We start from the raw sequence: 16,875 nt of genomic DNA on the forward strand, positions 1-16,875 counted from the left end.
TAGGAGGACACGAACATGTCTAGATACACTGATTACCAATTTAAACCGTTTCTTCGCGAAGCGATAGAACAGTTGGGCTTCACAAGTCCAACCCCCATCCAAAAGGAAATGATTCCGCTCATATTAAAAGGTCAGAGCGCAATCGGACAAGCACATACAGGAACAGGGAAGTCTCATAGCTTCCTAATTCCAATTTTACAGCGCATTAATACTGAAGAGGATGAGCTACAGGCAGTCATCACAGCTCCTACACGTGAGCTTGCTCTCCAGTTATTTGATGAAGTGAAAAAGCTGACGGCTACTTCAGAAGTCCGCACAAGTTTATTGATTGGCGGGACAGATAAGAAGCGTTCTGCTGATAAATTGAAATCGAACCCTCATTTAATAGTTGGAACGCCGGGACGTATCCGAGATATGTCAGATACAGGTGCGTTGTCGATTCACACGGCTCGAATTCTCGTTATTGACGAAGCTGATCTAGCGTTTGATATGGGATTCATTGAAGATATCGACCAATTTGCAGGGAAAATGCCAAGTGACTTAGAAATGTATGTTTTCTCTGCGACAATTCCAGAAAAACTTAAGCCTTTCCTAGCTAAATATATGAACTCACCTGTTCATGTGCAGCTAGGTACGAAAAAGCCGTTAACAGAAGGCATGCACTATTCGCTAGTTCCAGTACGAGGAATGGATCGCAAGAAGAAACTGTTGAACGTCATCGAGGCCATCAATCCGTATTTGGCGATTATTTTCACAAATACTAAACAGAATGCAGATGAACTTGCAGGTTATCTTGCCACTCAAGGTGTGAAAACTGGGAAAATTCATGGTGACTTAAATGCCCGGGAACGTACACGTATGATGAAACAAATTCGTGACCTAGAGTATCAGTTCATTGTAGCGACAGACTTAGCAGCACGTGGTATAGATATCCCTGGTGTGAGTCACGTCATTAACTATGAGCTCCCCGAAGACTTGGAATTCTATATTCACCGAGTTGGACGTACAGCGCGTGCTGGATTAGAAGGGGTCGCAATCACGTTATTTGATCCTTCCGAAGATGATGCTATCGTTAAGATCGAGAAAATGGGTATCCCATTTGTACATGAAGATGTTAAAAATGGAGAATGGACGCAGCTAAAAGACCGTCACTCTAGAAAAAATCGCCCTAAAGAACAGGACGAAATCGACAAGAAGGCTACAGCTTTAATCCGGAAACCTATGAAGGTGAAACCTGGTTATAAAAAGAAGCGTGCTGCGGAAGTAGATCGTTTTAAAAAGCGTGAAAGGAGAATGAAAAATAAAAAATGAGTGAACAACCTATCTTAATCGGGTCCCATGTTTCTATGAGCGGAAAAGACATGTTGCTTGGCTCCAGTAAAGACGCTGCTGACTTCGGTGCTTCGACGTTCATGATTTATACAGGAGCTCCCCAAAACACGCGACGTAAACCAATTGAAGAGTTGAACATTGACGCTGGACAAGCGCATATGGAGGAGCATGGTCTATCATCGATGGTCGTCCATGCACCTTATATCATTAACATCGGTAATACAGTGAAGCCAGAGACTTTCCGGTTGGGCGTTGACTTCTTGCAAGAAGAGATCCGACGGACTGCAGCCCTTGGTGCGAATCAGATTGTTTTGCATCCGGGAGCGCATGTAGGTGAAGGTGCAGACAAGGGTATTGCAAAAATTATCGAAGGTTTGAATGAAGCTTTAGCTGAAGACGCGAATGTCCGGATCGCCCTAGAAACAATGGCTGGTAAAGGCACAGAATGCGGAAGAAGCTTTGAAGAACTAGCGAAGATTTTTGATGGCGTTAAAAATAACGACCGCCTCTCGGTTTGTTTTGACACGTGTCACGTTCATGATGCAGGATATGACATTGTAAACGATTTTGAAGGTGTTTTGGAAGAGTTTGATCATTTCATTGGCAGAGACCGTATTTCAGTCATTCACGTTAATGACAGTAAGAACGTCTGTGGTGCTGGGAAAGACCGTCATGAAAATATTGGCTTCGGTCATATCGGTTTTGACCCCTTGCACTATATCGTCCACCACCCTTCATTCATACGTGTTCCTAAAATACTGGAAACACCATTCATTGGAACGGACAAGAAGAACAAAACCGCGCCATATAAAGAAGAAATTATGATGTTGAAAAGCGGCGAATTCACCACCAAATATCGTGACGCACTATTAAACGAAGAGACAAGCGTATAATATTCTGTATAAGACTTCTTCTCGTTGTAATAAATACCAAGAAACAACGATCTTTTCTTGGAAGTCAATAACATATAGGGTGCTACTCTCTAAAAAAAGAAGGCTGTCGAGCAAATCAGTGATTACTGATCTGTTCGACAGCCTTTACCTACTTACGCATATTCAAGTAATCATCCAACAACTGATTCGTACGTTTCTGACCTAGAACCCGTTCAACCTTTGAAATAAAACTCTCTGGAACCCCTGTCAAAATCCAATGCATCGAAATCTCATCCAACAACGGTCTTAATTGTCTGATTTCCTCAACGGTAAAGTCCAATCCATATGCCCTCGACATTTTCAACATCTCTTCATCGCTTCTTTTTTTCATCTCCAACAACAAACGTGTGTAATCCAACTCTTCACCTAGCTCTCTTTAGATTTGTAAGCCCACGCCATTTGGTTTATAATCATTTGAGTGAATCGTAATCATTACTATTAATTAAAGGATGATCGTATGCAAGAAAGTCTAGTGAACTTAACGGATGTAACTTTCAATTACGGCAACTCAACGGTGTTGAAAGATATCACCTTAACCGTACAACCAGGGGAATTTTGGGCACTTATTGGTCCGAATGGATCTGGGAAATCGACGCTTATCAAAATTCTTCTAGGATTGTTAAAGCCGGATACAGGATCGGTTGAACTATTTGGTGAGCCGATTTCTTCTGTCAGCCATAAAGAACGCATCGGCTACGTTTCCCAAAAATCGAATTCATTCAACAGCGGATTTCCAGCAACTGTTTTGGAAGTTGTGAGAAGTGGATTGACGAAAAAAACAGGATTGTTCAAGCGTTTTTCAAAAGAAGATACAGAAGCAGCTATGAATGCACTTCTTGAGGTGGGTATGGAAAAATTCGCTGATCGTAATATCGGTGAGCTTTCTGGTGGACAACAGCAACGCGTCTTCATTTCACGAGCACTCGCAGCGAAACCGGATTTGCTCATAATGGACGAACCGACTGTAGGTGTCGATCAGCAAAACTCTGCTTCTTTCTATTCTATGCTTGAAAAATTGAATCGTGACAATGGCATAGCTATTATTTTAGTTTCACATGAAATTGACCTTGTAACAGATCTCGCTTCACATGTTGCTTGTTTGAATCTTACAATGCATTTCCATGGAGGAAGAAGAGACTTTGCGAAGCTGAATGATAAGGATTTATCACGTTGGTATGGTCATTCTGTCCGTCTCATTCATCAAGAGGAAGGAGACTCTTCCAATGATTGATGCATTATTTACCTATGAGTTCCTGCAGAATGCTTTTTTCTCAGGATTAATTATCGGGGTGATTGCACCCATGCTTGGGCTTTTCATTGTTGTGAGACGTCTCGCGTTAATAGCAGATGCACTGAGCCACGTTTCACTTGCGGGGATTGCGGGGAGCCTGTATTTGAGTCAGCAAGTGTTGTTTTTTGCAGGACTTAATCCGATTTATCTAGGAATGGCGGCAGCCGTAGGCGGATCATTGTTGATCGAACGATTACGGCGGGTGTATCGAAATTTTGAGGAACTTGCGATTCCGATCATTCTGTCTGCAGGGATCGGATTCGGTGCTATTTTCATTTCCCTTGCAAAAGGATTTGGTGCGGATCTAGTCGGCTATTTGTTCGGTTCGGTATCTGCTGTAAGTAGACAAGATTTGTTAGTTGTCGCAGTTCTGGCAATCGCCGTTTTTGTATTCATTTATTTGTTTTATAAAGAATTATTCACGCTATCATTCGACGCTGATTATTCAACAGCATCGGGTATCAAAGGACGTTGGATTCAAATGCTTTTCATGGTGCTAACCGCACTAGTAATCGGAGCCTCCATGCGAATTGTGGGGATCCTTCTGGTCTCCTCACTCATGACGCTTCCGGTGGCTGCGGCGATACAAGTAGCGAAAAGTTTTAAATCTGCCATGTTGCTATCGATACTGTTTGGAGAGGTATCTGTCATTGCAGGACTATTTGCTGCGTATCACTTGGATATTGCGCCAGGAGGTACGATTGTAGTGACGGCTATCATCATTTTGTTATTCGTGTTAATTGGTAAATGGTTGACCGGGAAGGGTACTGTAAGAAGGAAGGGGGAAGTACTGTGAATGTAGAAAAAGCATGGGAGACGTTAAAGGAACATTCTTTTAAACGGACTAAGAACAGAGAAGCGATTTTAGAGTTTCTGGCAGAGCGTGATGGATATACTGCAGCAATGGACGTTGGTGAATTTCTGAAAAAAGATAATCCCGGAGTTAGCTTCGATACGATTTACAGAAACTTAGCCACATTTGCGGAACTTGATATTCTGGAAGAAACCGAGCTGAACGGCGAACGTCAATATCGGATTCACTGTGATCCAGGCGTTCATCACCATCACTTTATATGTACGGTATGTGGAAAGACGAAACATATACCATCTTGTCCAATGGATCATATCGCGGTTAACTTACCTGGAGTGGAAATACAAGGGCATAAGTTTGAAGTGTACGGGAAATGTCCACAATGCAAATAAAAAAGGAAAGACTCAAAATTGAGTCTTTCCTTTTTATTTCACTGGAGTTGTTAAAAAGTTGTGTTGTATCCATTCGTTCGCTTCGTTCCAGTTATTGACCCGGATGACACCCTGCGGAATCGGGTTTCGATTATAGGGAGTGTCAAAAAGGATAACTGGAATGTCGAGTTCATCATGTAGATCGACAGCATTATCGTGTTTGTCTTCGAAAAATACGTCTGTACCAAACTTACGTGCAGTTTCTATTTTGCGATGACTGCCGATAAGCTCGACATGGTCATAGGGGAGTTGCTCACGTTCGAACCATTTCATCGTGGCATCCATTACTTCAGATCCGCGAGCAGAGATGTAAAACAACTCTACTTGCTGTTTCTGCCAGTCCGTCAAAAATTGTTTGGCTTGCTCTTGTGTAGTGGATGTCAGACAAATCTCTGGTTCGGCCTCTTTATACCACTTGTAAAACTCTAAAGGATCGACATCAAATGCAGTTGTCAGATCATACTCTTTAATGTCATCTAAAACGAGATCGCATCCGAACTTCTTATTAATATGCGGAAGTAGTGAGGATGGAGTCGTTACCGTTCCGTCAATATCGATACCGAATCGATAATTTTTCACTTAGAGGCTCCGCTTTCTTCCAGCAGTTCTTCTTGTCTCTTTTTCTCGAAGTACTCTTCCGCAAGTTTATCGATTTCAATCTTCAATTCCTCAACCATTGTTTCTTCAGGTACTTTACGGACTGTTTTTCCGTGCATGAAGAGAAGACCTTCACCGCGGGCACCTGCTATACCAATATCGGCTTCTCGTGCTTCTCCTGGACCGTTAACAGCACAGCCAAGAACTGCCACTTTAAGTGGTGCTTTAATGTGTGAAATATATTCTTCCACTTCATTCGCAATTGATATCAAGTCAATCTCAATACGGCCACAAGTCGGACATGAAATGAGAGTAGCTGCATTTGATGAAAGACCGAATACTTTCAATAGCTCACGCGCTACTTTAACTTCTTGTACAGGGTCAGCACTCAATGATACACGCATCGTGTTCCCGATACCTGCCGATAATAACGCTCCGAGACCTGCAGAACTTTTGATGGAACCGGTAAATAGTGTACCGGATTCAGTAATACCCAAGTGAAGAGGGTAGTCGAATGCAGCAGCAGCTTTCTTATAAGCTTCGATTGCCAAATTCACATCAGACGCTTTCAATGACACGATGATGTCATGGAAATCGAGATCTTCTAGAATCTTAATGTGGTGCAACGCACTTTCAACCATACCATCAGCTGTTGGATAGCCATACTTTTCAAGAATTTTTTTCTCAAGAGATCCGGCGTTTACTCCGATTCGAATAGGAATCCCTTTTGCTTTAGCTGCATTTACGACAGCTTCCACTTTTGCTTGCTTACCGATGTTACCTGGGTTTATACGAATTTTATCAGCACCCTGTTCAATCGCAATGAGTGCCAGTTTATAGTTAAAGTGAATATCGACAACGAGAGGAATGTTAATCTGTGCTTTAATCGCGCCTATTGAATAGGCTGCGCGCTCATCTGGGCAAGCAACACGGACAATCTGGACCCCTGCATCTTCTAAACGCTTAATCTCTGCAACAGTTGCTTCTACGTCATGTGTTTTAGTGGTCGTCATACTTTGGATGAATAATTCGTTACTTCCTCCAATTGTAAGGTTTCCGACTTTAACAGGACGAGTGTTGGATCGATGTATCATTTCAGTCATTAATCTCTCTCCTTACTTCGAATTACTACTGTTTACTAATGTTCATTTTATCAATCATTGTGCTAAAAAGACAAGGAACTGCCCTCCGCACACTATTGTTTTGAGCAAAATGTGACGGTTTCACTACTAAGTGGAATTTCAATCTGCTCTCCACCTACAATGTCTTGAAGTTGCAAATGAGGGTTTAGTTCATAAAAAACCGTTAAGCGATCAATGAAAGGCATACTAGGATCCGGATAGAGTGCAAATAGTGTTTCGATTGTATCGCCTTGAACTGTTGTGACGACAATCGACACAGGCTTGTCCACGTCTTGACAAGTGGGTTCATCTGAAGCGAAAGCTGCAAGTTGAATCGTGCCTTCCATCAAATCACTTTTCAGCATATGAATAAGTGCGAATACAGCGAGCGCGGTAACTAGTAATCTCATAGTAAAACCTCCCTTCGCACACAATATGCATGAAGGAGGAGCATTATGCTTGTTTTACTTTTGTTTGTGGCTGTTTCGGATAATAGTTTGCGGCCAATACCAAATAGATGGTATGCAAAGTAGCCGTTATTGGAAAATTGAAGGAGTTTACAACATGGACGATATCAAGAACTAAAGACACTAAAATTGGCACAGTAATTGAAATTGCTGAAGTACGCCACATATGTCTGTACTCTCCACGTCTCTTGAAAAGTTTAAGTATTCCAAGTCCAACAAGACCAAAGAAACTAACCCGAATGAATAAATAAAACGTGCTGATGACAAGCTGAAGTACAAAGGCCATTGGATAGAGCAATCCACCAACAGTCGCTGCGTAGTCAATCAGTTCCTGAGAAGCGCCAAACAAGTCAATATCGCCCGTTAGGAATCGTATAAATGACACTAAAGTTGAAAGGATTACAAAAAGAAACACATATTGAAATACTTTCCCAATAGGAAGCAATCGGAAAGCTGCGAGTTTTTTTGGCTCAAAAATGGAAGCAAGAAACAATTGATAGTTCTTCAAAGAGGTGTCTCCTTTCTTGGTATACCGTTAGTTTAGCATCGGTAGCATACAATTGGGTAGGAATTCTCAAACCACCATTCAGTTTGGCGTTTCAATTGTTAAGGGATTGTAAAGATTGACCGATGTCTATTTACATATACGAACCCGGCGACAATAATAGGAGGGTATACATATCGTTATTGGAGGTTGCACATTACATGGATATTAACTGGCAGGAAGTGGCGTTTCAATTTCTTGGGGGATTAGGTATTTTTCTTTTCGCCATTAAATACATGGGGGACGGTCTTCAAAAAGTAGCTGGAGATAGACTACGATCAATTCTTGACCGTTTTACAACGAACCCGTTCATGGGTGTGCTAGTCGGTATTATTGTGACTTGTCTCATTCAGTCTAGCTCGGGCACAACAGTGATCACAGTTGGTCTCGTAAGTGCAGGATTCATGAAGCTTAGACAAGCAATTGGAGTCATTATGGGAGCGAATATCGGGACAACCGTTACTGCATTCATCATTGGCCTTGATGTCGGTGCATACGCGCTGCCAATTATGGCTGTTGGAGCCTTCCTGATTTTCTTCATTCAAAAGTTGACGGTTAAACACATCGGCGAGGTCATCTTCGGATTCGGTGGATTGTTTTTAGGCCTTGAATTGATGAGCACGGGAATGCAACCTTTACGGACACTGGACTCGTTTTCAGATTTGACTGTGTCAATGTCAAACCATCCAATGCTCGGAGTGGTTGCAGGGACAGTATTCACCTTGATCGTTCAGAGTTCCAGTGCAACTGTCGGGATTTTACAAGGTTTGTACGCAGAGAATCTCATCGATTTGAAAGCGGCATTGCCTGTTTTGTTCGGTGACAATATTGGAACAACGATAACAGCTATTTTAGCTTCCATAGGCGCATCTGTTGCTGCTCGCCGTGCTGCTGCAACCCATGTCCTGTTTAATATTCTGGGAGCGGCAATATTCATGGTTCTTCTTATTCCATTCACCCATTATGTTGAATGGATGACAAGTACACTTGGTATTGAAAAGAAAATGCAAATTGCCTTCGCACACGGTTCCTTTAACGTTGTGAACACAGCAATCCAGTTTCCATTCATTGGTGCTTGGGCGTATTTTGTAACGAAACTGATACCTGGTGAAGATGTGACCATTGAATATAAACCAAAGCACTTGGATCCACATTTCATCCATCAATCTCCAGCAGTTGCAATTGGACAAGCAAAAGAAGAAATTATTCGTATGGGTTCTTTTGCAGTGCAAGGGCTAGAGGAAACATTTGAATACTTGAAGAGTAGTAAGAAGAGCCATGCAGAAACTGCGTATCAAATAGAAGACGCCATTAATAATTTGGATCGAAAAATTACGGATTACTTAGTTGAGATTTCGGCGGTTAATATTTCGACAGTCGAATCCGTTCGTCACGTCATGTTAATGGATACCGTCCGTGACATTGAGCGAATTGGCGATCATTTTGAAAATATCATTGAGCTCATCGACTTTAGAGAAGTGAATAAGGTCAAGCTTTCCGAGGACGCGATGGAAGAACTAGCGGAAATGTTTGCATTAACTATTGGAACTGTTCAAAAAGCGGTGGAGTCCCTGGATACAAATGATTGGGAACTTGCACGTACTGTCGCTAAACAAGAAGAGTTGATCGACAAAATGGAACGGAAATGTAGAAAGAGTCATATTATCCGTCTGAATGAGGGTGGCTGTTCTGCACAAGCTGGTATTGTATTTGTCGATATCGTATCTAATCTAGAGCGGATCGGAGATCATGCTGTCAATATCGCGGAAGCCGTTTTAGGAAAACGAGCATAAGTGAGGGGGATGTAGGATGGAATGGATTGCGTGGATTGTAGCTAGTTTGTTTTTCGCCATTGCTTTTTTGGGTTTAATCTATCCGATCATACCTTCTGTTCTTTTCATCATTGGTGGCTTTTTGCTTTATGGTCTAATTGATACGTTCAGTTCAATGGGATGGCTATTTTGGACAATCCAACTCTTATTCACCATTTTATTGTTTGGCGCAGATACGCTAGCAAACCTTTTCGGTATTAAAAAATTTGGTGGTTCGAATGCCGGTGGGTGGGGCAGTACAATAGGTCTTCTTGTTGGGCCATTTGTCATCCCAGTAGCAGGTATTCTGATTGGTCCGTTCCTAGGGGCTGTTATAGCGGAATTACTCATAACGCGTTCGGGTTTTAAACAAGCTTTACGTTCCGGGGTGGGCTCGTTGATCGGCTTTTTGACGTCTGTGCTTGTCAAAGCTGTTGTAATGATTGTGATGATTGGAATCTTCATATTCTTCGTCACGTAAAAGACAAGATAATTGAATGCCTATGGGAAGTTTGATACCCTTGAAGAGTAGGAAAGAAATCAATCATTCAAGGAGGAATTGGAAATGGCTTACAAATTACCTGAATTGCCTTATGCATATGATGCACTAGAACCACACATCGACAAAGAAACGATGGAGATCCACCACACGAAGCATCATAATACGTACGTTACTAATGTGAATAATGCATTGGAAGGACATGCTGATCTTGCTGCTAAATCTGTAGAAGAACTTATCTCGGATTTGAATGCAGTTCCTGAAAACATTCGTACGGCAGTTCGCAATAATGGTGGAGGTCATGCGAATCACTCCTTATTCTGGACACTTCTTTCACCAAACGGTGGCGGAGCGCCAACAGGTACTCTCGCTGAAGCAATTGACAAGAAGTTCGGAAGCTTAGACAAATTCAAAGAAGAGTTTGCGAACGCTGCAAAAACTCGCTTTGGTTCTGGATGGGCTTGGCTCGTTCTTGATAACGGCGAACTTTCAATTATGTCAACACCAAACCAAGACAATCCATTAATGGAAGGTAAGACACCACTTCTTGGACTTGACGTTTGGGAGCATGCATACTACTTAAACTACCAAAACCGTCGTCCTGATTACATTTCAGCATTTTGGAATGTTGTTAACTGGGATGAAGTACAAAAGCATTACACAGAAAATAAGTAAGCGATTGATGCAACCAAGCACACATCTTGTTCGTCAAGATGTGTGCTTTTTCATTTTTTAATGCTATAATTCATTTGATGTGCACCTATTTAAGGAGGAGGAAAACGTGAGGAAAAACCAGCGTAAAGTCGATCAGGCAAAAGTACGTCAGCGCAAATTGACTTCCTTCAGAATGAACTTTTTATTCTTTTCTATATTCGTTTTGTTTTCATTGCTGATTTTCCGTTTGGGATATTTGCAAATTGTTAAAGGGGAAGATTATAAGCTTTTATTAGAACGTACAGAAGAAATAGCAGTGAACACCAGTGTTCCAAGAGGACGTATTTTTGATCGTAGTGGCCATTTGCTTGTAGATAACGAACCACGAAATGCAATTACATATACGAAAACAACGTCTACAACTTCTGATGAAATGTTAAAAACGGCTAAAAAGCTAGCCAAGTTGATTGAAAAACCGACGACCCGAATCACACTTGGCGATAAGAAAGATTATTGGATTCTTTTACATCCTAATGAAGCAATTGAAAAAGTTACAAAAAAAGAATTATTAGCAATTCAAAAAGACGAATCCATTACAAAAAAAGAAGCACAACGTAAAATCACCAAAATGACACGCGACCGCATCACAGATAAAGAATTGGACTCATTTACAGAAAGTGAACTTGAAGTTCTCGCAATCTATCGAGAAATGATGTCTGGATATGCATATACACCTCAAATTGTTAAGAGTGAAGATGTGACAGATACCGAATTTGCCACAGTTTCGGAACAACTGAGCTCACTTCCAGGTGTTAATACAACAACAGACTGGGAGCGCGTCAAGATGTCTGATAGCGCAATTCTAGGTACGACAACTAGTCCACTTGAAGGTATCCCTAAATCGGATCTGGATTACTTCTTAGCTCGTGGTTATTCACGGAACGACCGGGTAGGTAAGAGTTATATAGAACGATATTATGAGGATCTGTTAAAGGGTCAGAAGACTGTTGTGAAAAATATTAAAGATCGAACAGGTAAAGTAGTTGAAACGAAAACTGTACGGGAAGGTGAGCCAGGAAAAGATCTGATGTTGACGTTGGATACGGAACTGCAATCCCATCTCGAAAAAATTGTGGAAGACAATTTATTGAAAGCTAAGCGTATGGGAGGCTCCCAATTTTTGGACCGTGCTTTCCTAGTAATGATGGATCCGAATACAGGTGAAGTACTTTCTATGGTGGGTAAACGAATTGTCAAAGATAAAGAAACAGGTAAGCTGACTGTTCAGGACTATACATTTGGTGCGTTCAGTACTTCATATGAAGTAGGATCGACTGTTAAATTGGCGACTATGCTGACTGGATACAAGTATAATGCAGTGCATATAGGCGAGACAAAAATTGATGAGCCTATTTATGTGGGGAAACAGCGCAAGGCATCGCTTTTTAACCAAAACTCTCGTGTTGCTATTAACGATGTTGAAGCACTAGGCCGTTCTTCTAACGTGTATATGTTTAAGATTGCGATGTCAATTGCGAATTATCATTATGTAAAAGGTGGAAGTTTGAATATTGACTTTGATGCATTTAATAAAATGCGCGATAGCTATGCATCGTTTGGTCTTGGTGTTAAAACAGGCATCGACTTGCCCGGTGAAGTGTCAGGGTCATCACCAGACCCAAACCGGAAAGAACCAGGTAAACTCCTTGACTTAGCGATTGGACAGTATGATACGTACACGCCTCTTCAACTTGCACAGTATGTATCTACCGTTGCAAATGGGGGATACAGAATAGCACCTCATGTACTGAAAGCGGTATATGAACCTTCAAAGGATGGGGAAGAATTCGGGGCTCTTCTGCAACAAGAAGCTTCACAGGTCCTTAATCGTATTGATAATACACCTGAGGAAATTGCTCAAGTGAAAAAAGGTATGCATTATACGTATTATGAACCTCGTGGAACTGCGTATAACATCTTCCAAGGTGAAGATTTCGATGCAGGCGGAAAAACGGGTACAGCGCAGGCAGGTTATTATGAGGGCGATGATCGTTCCCTATGGGGAACTCAAACAGTTTCTGTTGCCCATGTAGGGTTTGCGCCTTATGATAACCCTGAGATTGCCTATTCCGTCATCGTGCCGCACGTCTCGACGTATACTAATGGGTATGCTCATCCGAACAATGATATCGCTCAAGCGGCTGTCAAAGAATATTTTGCCCTTAAGAAAAAACGAGCTGAGTCTGAAATTTTCTCTACAGAAACTCCGGCTATCCAGCCACCTTTAGATGAAAAAGCTGAAACTGAAAAAGAGAAAAAATAACAAAAAGACAAGCTCAGCGACGCTAAGCTTGTCTTTTTGTTATTGCTTTACTGTTGTGAGTTCTTTGGCAAGAGCTGCAAAATTCATGGAAGAGTCTATTTTATGCTGTCCGATTTGCATCTTCCCAGAAAGACCGTTCTTTGTTAAATAAGATTCAAACTCCGATGCACTTTTTATAATCCCGGATTTCTCGAGGGTGTCCGATGCATCTTTTGAAGTATCACCGGACGAGATGGTTAGAATTGTCTGGATGACAGGCTCTTTGTTTTCGGATTCTTTGTTTTCTTCCGTAGCCACATCTGTTTTCTTATCAGCTTTAGAGGACTGCTGTGCATCCGCTAATGCTGCTTTTACATCTGCTAATTGTAGTTTTAGTTCTGAAATCTGTGTGTCTTTATTTGCGTTTCCTTTATCTTCAGACGAGAAAGGCTGGCTGGTTAAATATAAAACAGCCCCTGCTGTTAAGAGTGCTATACCGATTAGTTGGAGGAGATGGCGGATCATACGTGCACACCTTTCGAGCGCAGGACAGACAGTACTCGATCCGTAGTAAGGGAAGAGCGTTTGGAAATTTCCTCAATTGAGTATCCTTGCCCGTGAAGCGCAGTAATCTGACTGACAATAATCGAGTGCACCGGTTTTGTTGTGTCTGCTGTTCGAAGAGCTTGAGTGATCGGCGTGGGCTCTAGCATCAACTCTTCTTCAAGTGCTTTTAATCGTTTTTTTAAGTGACTTGTTTCTTGATGTAAGCTGATCGAAACTTGTTCGATCTCGTCTGTACTTGTTTGTTTGGTTCCAGCAAAGATCGAAACTATCAATGCAGCAATCCCAATAATCATAAGGACAATAGGCAGTGACACAATTGTCGCCTCCTTGGTTCATTAGTTTACTTAATCGTACCATATCAAAAACCAATTAGGGAATTTAGATTTCTTGCTAGACAATCATTGAATTTATGATACAATAGAAAAGTCGTATAAATCATGCTCATAAATACTCTACTATCGCTGATGAGTGGGAGGGACAACAATGCGCGTAAATATTACACTTGCTTGCACAGAATGTGGTGAGCGTAACTATATCACAAAGAAAAACAAGCGTAACAATCCAGAACGTCTTGAAATGAAAAAATATTGCTCACGTGAAATGAAGCAAACGCTTCACCGTGAAACGAAATAATTGCTCATGCCAAAACCTTTTACGGTTTTGGTTTTTTCTTTCAAAAAGAAGGGAAGAGAGTATATAATGAAAAATTTACTTAGAAATGATTGTTTATTCAAATTGGAAAATATGTCTACGGACGAATACATAGAGAAGTCGGATTGTATCCGATTGCGTTTTCTTGAAACTGCAGAGTTTAAAGAGGCCAAGACTGTGGCTATCACTATGTCGCGTCCGACGGAAGTTGAAACTAGAAGGATAATTGAAACATGCTGGATAGCAGGAAAAAATGTGGTTGTCCCGAAATGTAACACTAAAGATAAAACAATGGACTTCAGGAGGATTACATCTTTCAAACAGCTGGAGACAGTGTACTTGGACATACAAGAACCTGATCCATTATTGACACCGTCTGTAGAGGAAGCTGAAATAGATTTAGTAATAGTACCTGGGGTAGTATTCACAATCGAAGGTTATCGCATAGGCTATGGAGGTGGATATTACGATCGTTATCTGGAAAGCTTTTCTGGTGCGACACTGTCCATTGCTTTTGAATTACAGCTAGTTGACCAGGTTCCAAGAGAAAGTCATGACTTGCCAGTAGGGAAAATAATTACAGAAGAGCGTGAAATTGAATGCAACAATCAGGATTAAAAGAGTTTTGGGATGTCATAAGACTGATGAAGCGTTTCGGCGCATATATCTATACGGGCGACAGAAGAGCAGATATACTATTAATGCAGTCCGAACTGAAGGATTTATATGATGACGGACTTATTATGAAAGAAGACTATATCAGTGCATCATTACTCATACGGAACGAGTTGTCCGAATTCAGTGGAAAAACTGAAAAGTAGAGGACTCAGTCCGATGAATTTGTGTTGTAGTGAAACTTTTGTATGTCTTAAAACGTTATTATAAGTTATAGGTATTTTTACGATTTAGAAAGGACGAGATGAAATGAGCAAATTTAACTGGCCGAAGCATTCGGTTCTAGTGATTGCAATAGTTGCGACTTGGCTAACGACCTACTTTGGCTATTTGGCAAGTTTTAATATGAGTATTGACAATATGGTTCAACAATTGATTCTCTTTATAAACCCATTAAGTTTCCTATTATTAGTGTATGGGGTAGCGCTATTTATCAAAACAACGAAACGTCGGAATGCTTATTTAATCACTGTAAGTGTTTTGACATCTATTGTCATGTTTTCTAATGCAGTGTTTTATCGTTTCTTCAGTGATTTCATAACGATTCCGTTACTCTTCCAAACAAATAACTTTGGAGACCTCTCATCGTCAATCACTGCAAATCTTCATGGAACTGATATTTTCTTTTTCACTGATGTAATTATTGTGGCACTGGCTGTGAAATTTATTCCCCAGCCAACTGAGACGGTACGCCAATTTAAAATGGGGCGTCGGCTATACTTCATTGCAACAGCAGCTATGTTCATGGTGAACTTAGGGCTTGCAGAAGCAGAGCGTCCGCAATTATTGACACGAAGCTTTGATCGAGAATTACTTGTAAAAAACATTGGAACTTATAACTATCATATCTACGACTTGATTATCCAATCGAAGTCACATGCGCAACGTGTATTAGCTGATGGCAGTGAACTTTCTGAAGTAGAGAACTATGTACATGCGAATCATAAGGAACCGAGTGTAGATATGTTTGAAGATGCAAAAGGTCGTAACATTATTACAATTTCTCTTGAATCCCTTCAAAGTTTTGTCATTAACCAAGAAATGGACGGTCATGTAATTACACCATTCCTTAACGAATTGACAAAGGATAAGGATACATTTTACTTTGATAACTTCTACCATCAGACAAGTCTTGGAAAAACATCGGATGCAGAATTTATTGTTGAAAACTCTATCTATCCGCGAAATGGTAGCGCTGTATTCTTCACCCACAGCGGAAATACGTTCGATTCAATGTCAGAGAAGCTCGCAGATAACGGCTATTTTACTAACGTCATGCATGCGAATAATCGTAGCTTCTGGAACCGTGATATCATGTACAAGGCACTTGGCATCGAGAAGTTCTATGATGTTGAGAGCTACCAAATCGGTGAAGGTCAGGCAGTGAACTGGGGCTTAAAAGATATTCCTTATTTTGAACAATCTGTAGATATGATGAAGGATATGCCTCAACCTTTTTCTTCTCGTTTGATTACGTTAACGAATCACTATCCGTTCGATTTGGATGATGAGGATATGCTAATTCCACCTTACAATTCAAACTCTAAGACTTTGAACAAATATTTCCAAACATCTCGTTACCTAGATGAATCAATCAAAGATCTATTTGAAAAACTGAAGGAAAGCGGTCTATACGATAATTCCATTATTGTGATGTATGGTGACCACTATGGTATCTCCGAAAATCACAATAAAGCAATGGGCATGTATTTAGACAAAGAAATTACGCCTTTTGATAATGCTGAGCTTCAAAAAGTTCCGTTCTTCATTCACATTCCTGGCAATGGTAAAGGGAAAGTGATGCATGAACTGTCGGGACAAATGGATATACGACCGACTGTGTTGAACTTAGCTGGAATTGATACTAAAGATGACTTGCAATTCGGTTCTGACTTGTTCTCTAAGGATCATGAGGACTTTGTCATCTTTAGAGATGGTAGGTTCATAACAGACAAATATGTTTATACACATGAAGTCTGCTATGATGCAAAAACTGGCGAGCCTACTGATTCTGAGTCGTGTGCTCCCTATGTTAAGCGAGCTACCCAGGAACTTGAAATCTCTGATTCGATTATCAATGGTGACTTACTACGATTTAAAGACGATCAAGGTGAACCTCAACAACAGCAACCGGAAATTAAAGGTAAAGAATAAAGTAAAGCCCGATTGTGTAGTATTCGCAATCGGGCT

20 protein-coding genes are annotated in these 16,875 nt (G+C 41.0%); 13 read left to right on the plus strand and 7 right to left on the minus strand.

Going from position 1 to position 16,875, the window contains the following annotated elements:
- The first annotated feature begins 15 nt into the window (after positions 1-15).
- On the plus strand, positions 16-1,311 hold the full coding sequence (locus DVB69_RS04150) for a DEAD/DEAH box helicase (RefSeq protein ID WP_116016835.1): 1,296 nt from the start codon (positions 16-18) through the stop codon (positions 1,309-1,311).
- On the plus strand, positions 1,308-2,225 hold the full coding sequence (locus tag DVB69_RS04155) for a deoxyribonuclease IV (RefSeq protein WP_199562796.1): 918 nt from the start codon (positions 1,308-1,310) through the stop codon (positions 2,223-2,225). Before DVB69_RS04150 ends, DVB69_RS04155 begins: the two co-directional genes overlap by 4 nt.
- Before the next feature lie 148 nt (positions 2,226-2,373).
- Here the strand turns inward: DVB69_RS04155 and DVB69_RS04160 are convergent, their stop codons facing one another.
- On the minus strand, positions 2,374-2,622 hold the full coding sequence (locus DVB69_RS04160; RefSeq protein ID WP_116016837.1) for a hypothetical protein: 249 nt from the start codon (positions 2,620-2,622) through the stop codon (positions 2,374-2,376).
- 99 nt (positions 2,623-2,721) lie between these two features.
- On the opposite strand from DVB69_RS04160, the gene DVB69_RS04165 reads away from it, so the two are divergent.
- From DVB69_RS04165 to DVB69_RS04175, 3 genes are read left to right on the plus strand one after another with little or no spacing between them, the layout of a single operon-like run.
- On the plus strand, positions 2,722-3,495 hold the full coding sequence (locus DVB69_RS04165) for a metal ABC transporter ATP-binding protein (protein ID WP_116016839.1): 774 nt from the start codon (positions 2,722-2,724) through the stop codon (positions 3,493-3,495).
- A complete protein-coding gene (locus DVB69_RS04170; RefSeq protein ID WP_116016841.1) occupies positions 3,488-4,351 on the plus strand; it encodes a metal ABC transporter permease in 864 nt (287 codons plus the stop codon). The genes DVB69_RS04165 and DVB69_RS04170 overlap by 8 nt, the downstream gene beginning before the upstream one ends.
- Positions 4,348-4,758 (plus strand): Fur family transcriptional regulator, encoded by a 411-nt coding sequence (locus tag DVB69_RS04175; RefSeq protein WP_116016843.1) that lies wholly within the window; start codon positions 4,348-4,350, stop codon positions 4,756-4,758. The genes DVB69_RS04170 and DVB69_RS04175 overlap by 4 nt, the downstream gene beginning before the upstream one ends.
- Positions 4,759-4,791: 33 nt before the next feature.
- Here DVB69_RS04175 and DVB69_RS04180 read toward each other — a convergent pair whose 3' ends face one another.
- From DVB69_RS04180 to DVB69_RS04195, 4 genes are all read right to left on the minus strand, one after another.
- The gene (locus DVB69_RS04180; RefSeq protein ID WP_116016845.1) at positions 4,792-5,376 is read right to left on the minus strand and encodes a 5' nucleotidase, NT5C type; all 585 of its coding nucleotides are present in this window, start codon (positions 5,374-5,376) and stop codon (positions 4,792-4,794) included.
- Entirely contained in the window at positions 5,373-6,497 is a 1,125-nt protein-coding gene (gene ispG / locus DVB69_RS04185) for a flavodoxin-dependent (E)-4-hydroxy-3-methylbut-2-enyl-diphosphate synthase (RefSeq protein ID WP_116016847.1), read from the minus strand. Before ispG ends, DVB69_RS04180 begins: the two co-directional genes overlap by 4 nt.
- A gap of 92 nt (positions 6,498-6,589) precedes the next feature.
- Positions 6,590-6,925, minus strand: coding sequence for a hypothetical protein (locus DVB69_RS04190; RefSeq protein WP_116016849.1), 336 nt, complete (start codon positions 6,923-6,925; stop codon positions 6,590-6,592).
- 43 nt (positions 6,926-6,968) lie between these two features.
- Positions 6,969-7,490, minus strand: coding sequence for a DUF1189 family protein (locus tag DVB69_RS04195; protein WP_116016851.1), 522 nt, complete (start codon positions 7,488-7,490; stop codon positions 6,969-6,971).
- Positions 7,491-7,687: 197 nt separating this feature from the next.
- Between DVB69_RS04195 and DVB69_RS04200 the strand changes: the two genes are divergently transcribed.
- The 4 genes from DVB69_RS04200 (at position 7,688) to DVB69_RS04215 (ending at position 12,813) form a co-directional block, all read left to right on the plus strand.
- Entirely contained in the window at positions 7,688-9,319 is a 1,632-nt protein-coding gene (locus tag DVB69_RS04200) for a Na/Pi cotransporter family protein (RefSeq protein ID WP_116016853.1), read from the plus strand.
- Between the two features lie 16 nt (positions 9,320-9,335).
- Entirely contained in the window at positions 9,336-9,818 is a 483-nt protein-coding gene (locus DVB69_RS04205; RefSeq protein ID WP_116016855.1) for a DUF456 domain-containing protein, read from the plus strand.
- A gap of 84 nt (positions 9,819-9,902) precedes the next feature.
- Positions 9,903-10,511 carry a superoxide dismutase SodA gene (gene sodA / locus DVB69_RS04210; protein ID WP_116016857.1) on the plus strand — a complete coding sequence of 203 codons (609 nt, stop codon included), beginning with the start codon at positions 9,903-9,905 and terminating at the stop codon, positions 10,509-10,511.
- Positions 10,512-10,617: 106 nt separating this feature from the next.
- The gene (locus DVB69_RS04215; protein WP_233505312.1) at positions 10,618-12,813 is read left to right on the plus strand and encodes a peptidoglycan D,D-transpeptidase FtsI family protein; all 2,196 of its coding nucleotides are present in this window, start codon (positions 10,618-10,620) and stop codon (positions 12,811-12,813) included.
- A 39-nt stretch (positions 12,814-12,852) separates the two neighbouring features.
- Here DVB69_RS04215 and DVB69_RS04220 read toward each other — a convergent pair whose 3' ends face one another.
- Complete coding sequence (locus tag DVB69_RS04220) at positions 12,853-13,317, minus strand: MltG/YceG/YrrL family protein (RefSeq protein ID WP_116016859.1); 465 nt, start codon at positions 13,315-13,317, stop codon at positions 12,853-12,855.
- A complete protein-coding gene (locus DVB69_RS04225) occupies positions 13,314-13,673 on the minus strand; it encodes a hypothetical protein (protein ID WP_116016861.1) in 360 nt (119 codons plus the stop codon). The genes DVB69_RS04220 and DVB69_RS04225 overlap by 4 nt, the downstream gene beginning before the upstream one ends.
- Positions 13,674-13,842: 169 nt before the next feature.
- Between DVB69_RS04225 and rpmG the strand changes: the two genes are divergently transcribed.
- The 4 genes from rpmG to DVB69_RS04245 all read left to right on the plus strand — a co-directional run bounded on the left by rpmG (position 13,843) and on the right by DVB69_RS04245 (position 16,839).
- Positions 13,843-13,992, plus strand: coding sequence for a 50S ribosomal protein L33 (gene rpmG / locus DVB69_RS04230; RefSeq protein ID WP_025784754.1), 150 nt, complete (start codon positions 13,843-13,845; stop codon positions 13,990-13,992).
- A 66-nt stretch (positions 13,993-14,058) separates the two neighbouring features.
- On the plus strand, positions 14,059-14,628 hold the full coding sequence (locus tag DVB69_RS04235; RefSeq protein WP_116016863.1) for a 5-formyltetrahydrofolate cyclo-ligase: 570 nt from the start codon (positions 14,059-14,061) through the stop codon (positions 14,626-14,628).
- Complete coding sequence (locus DVB69_RS04240; RefSeq protein WP_116016865.1) at positions 14,610-14,831, plus strand: YqgQ family protein; 222 nt, start codon at positions 14,610-14,612, stop codon at positions 14,829-14,831. Before DVB69_RS04235 ends, DVB69_RS04240 begins: the two co-directional genes overlap by 19 nt.
- 103 nt (positions 14,832-14,934) lie before the next feature.
- A complete protein-coding gene (locus DVB69_RS04245; RefSeq protein ID WP_116016867.1) occupies positions 14,935-16,839 on the plus strand; it encodes an LTA synthase family protein in 1,905 nt (634 codons plus the stop codon).
- Positions 16,840-16,875 lie beyond the last annotated feature (36 nt).

The organism is Sporosarcina sp. BI001-red (assembly GCF_003384035.1).
Taxonomy (GTDB): Bacteria; Bacillota; Bacilli; order Bacillales_A; family Planococcaceae; genus Sporosarcina.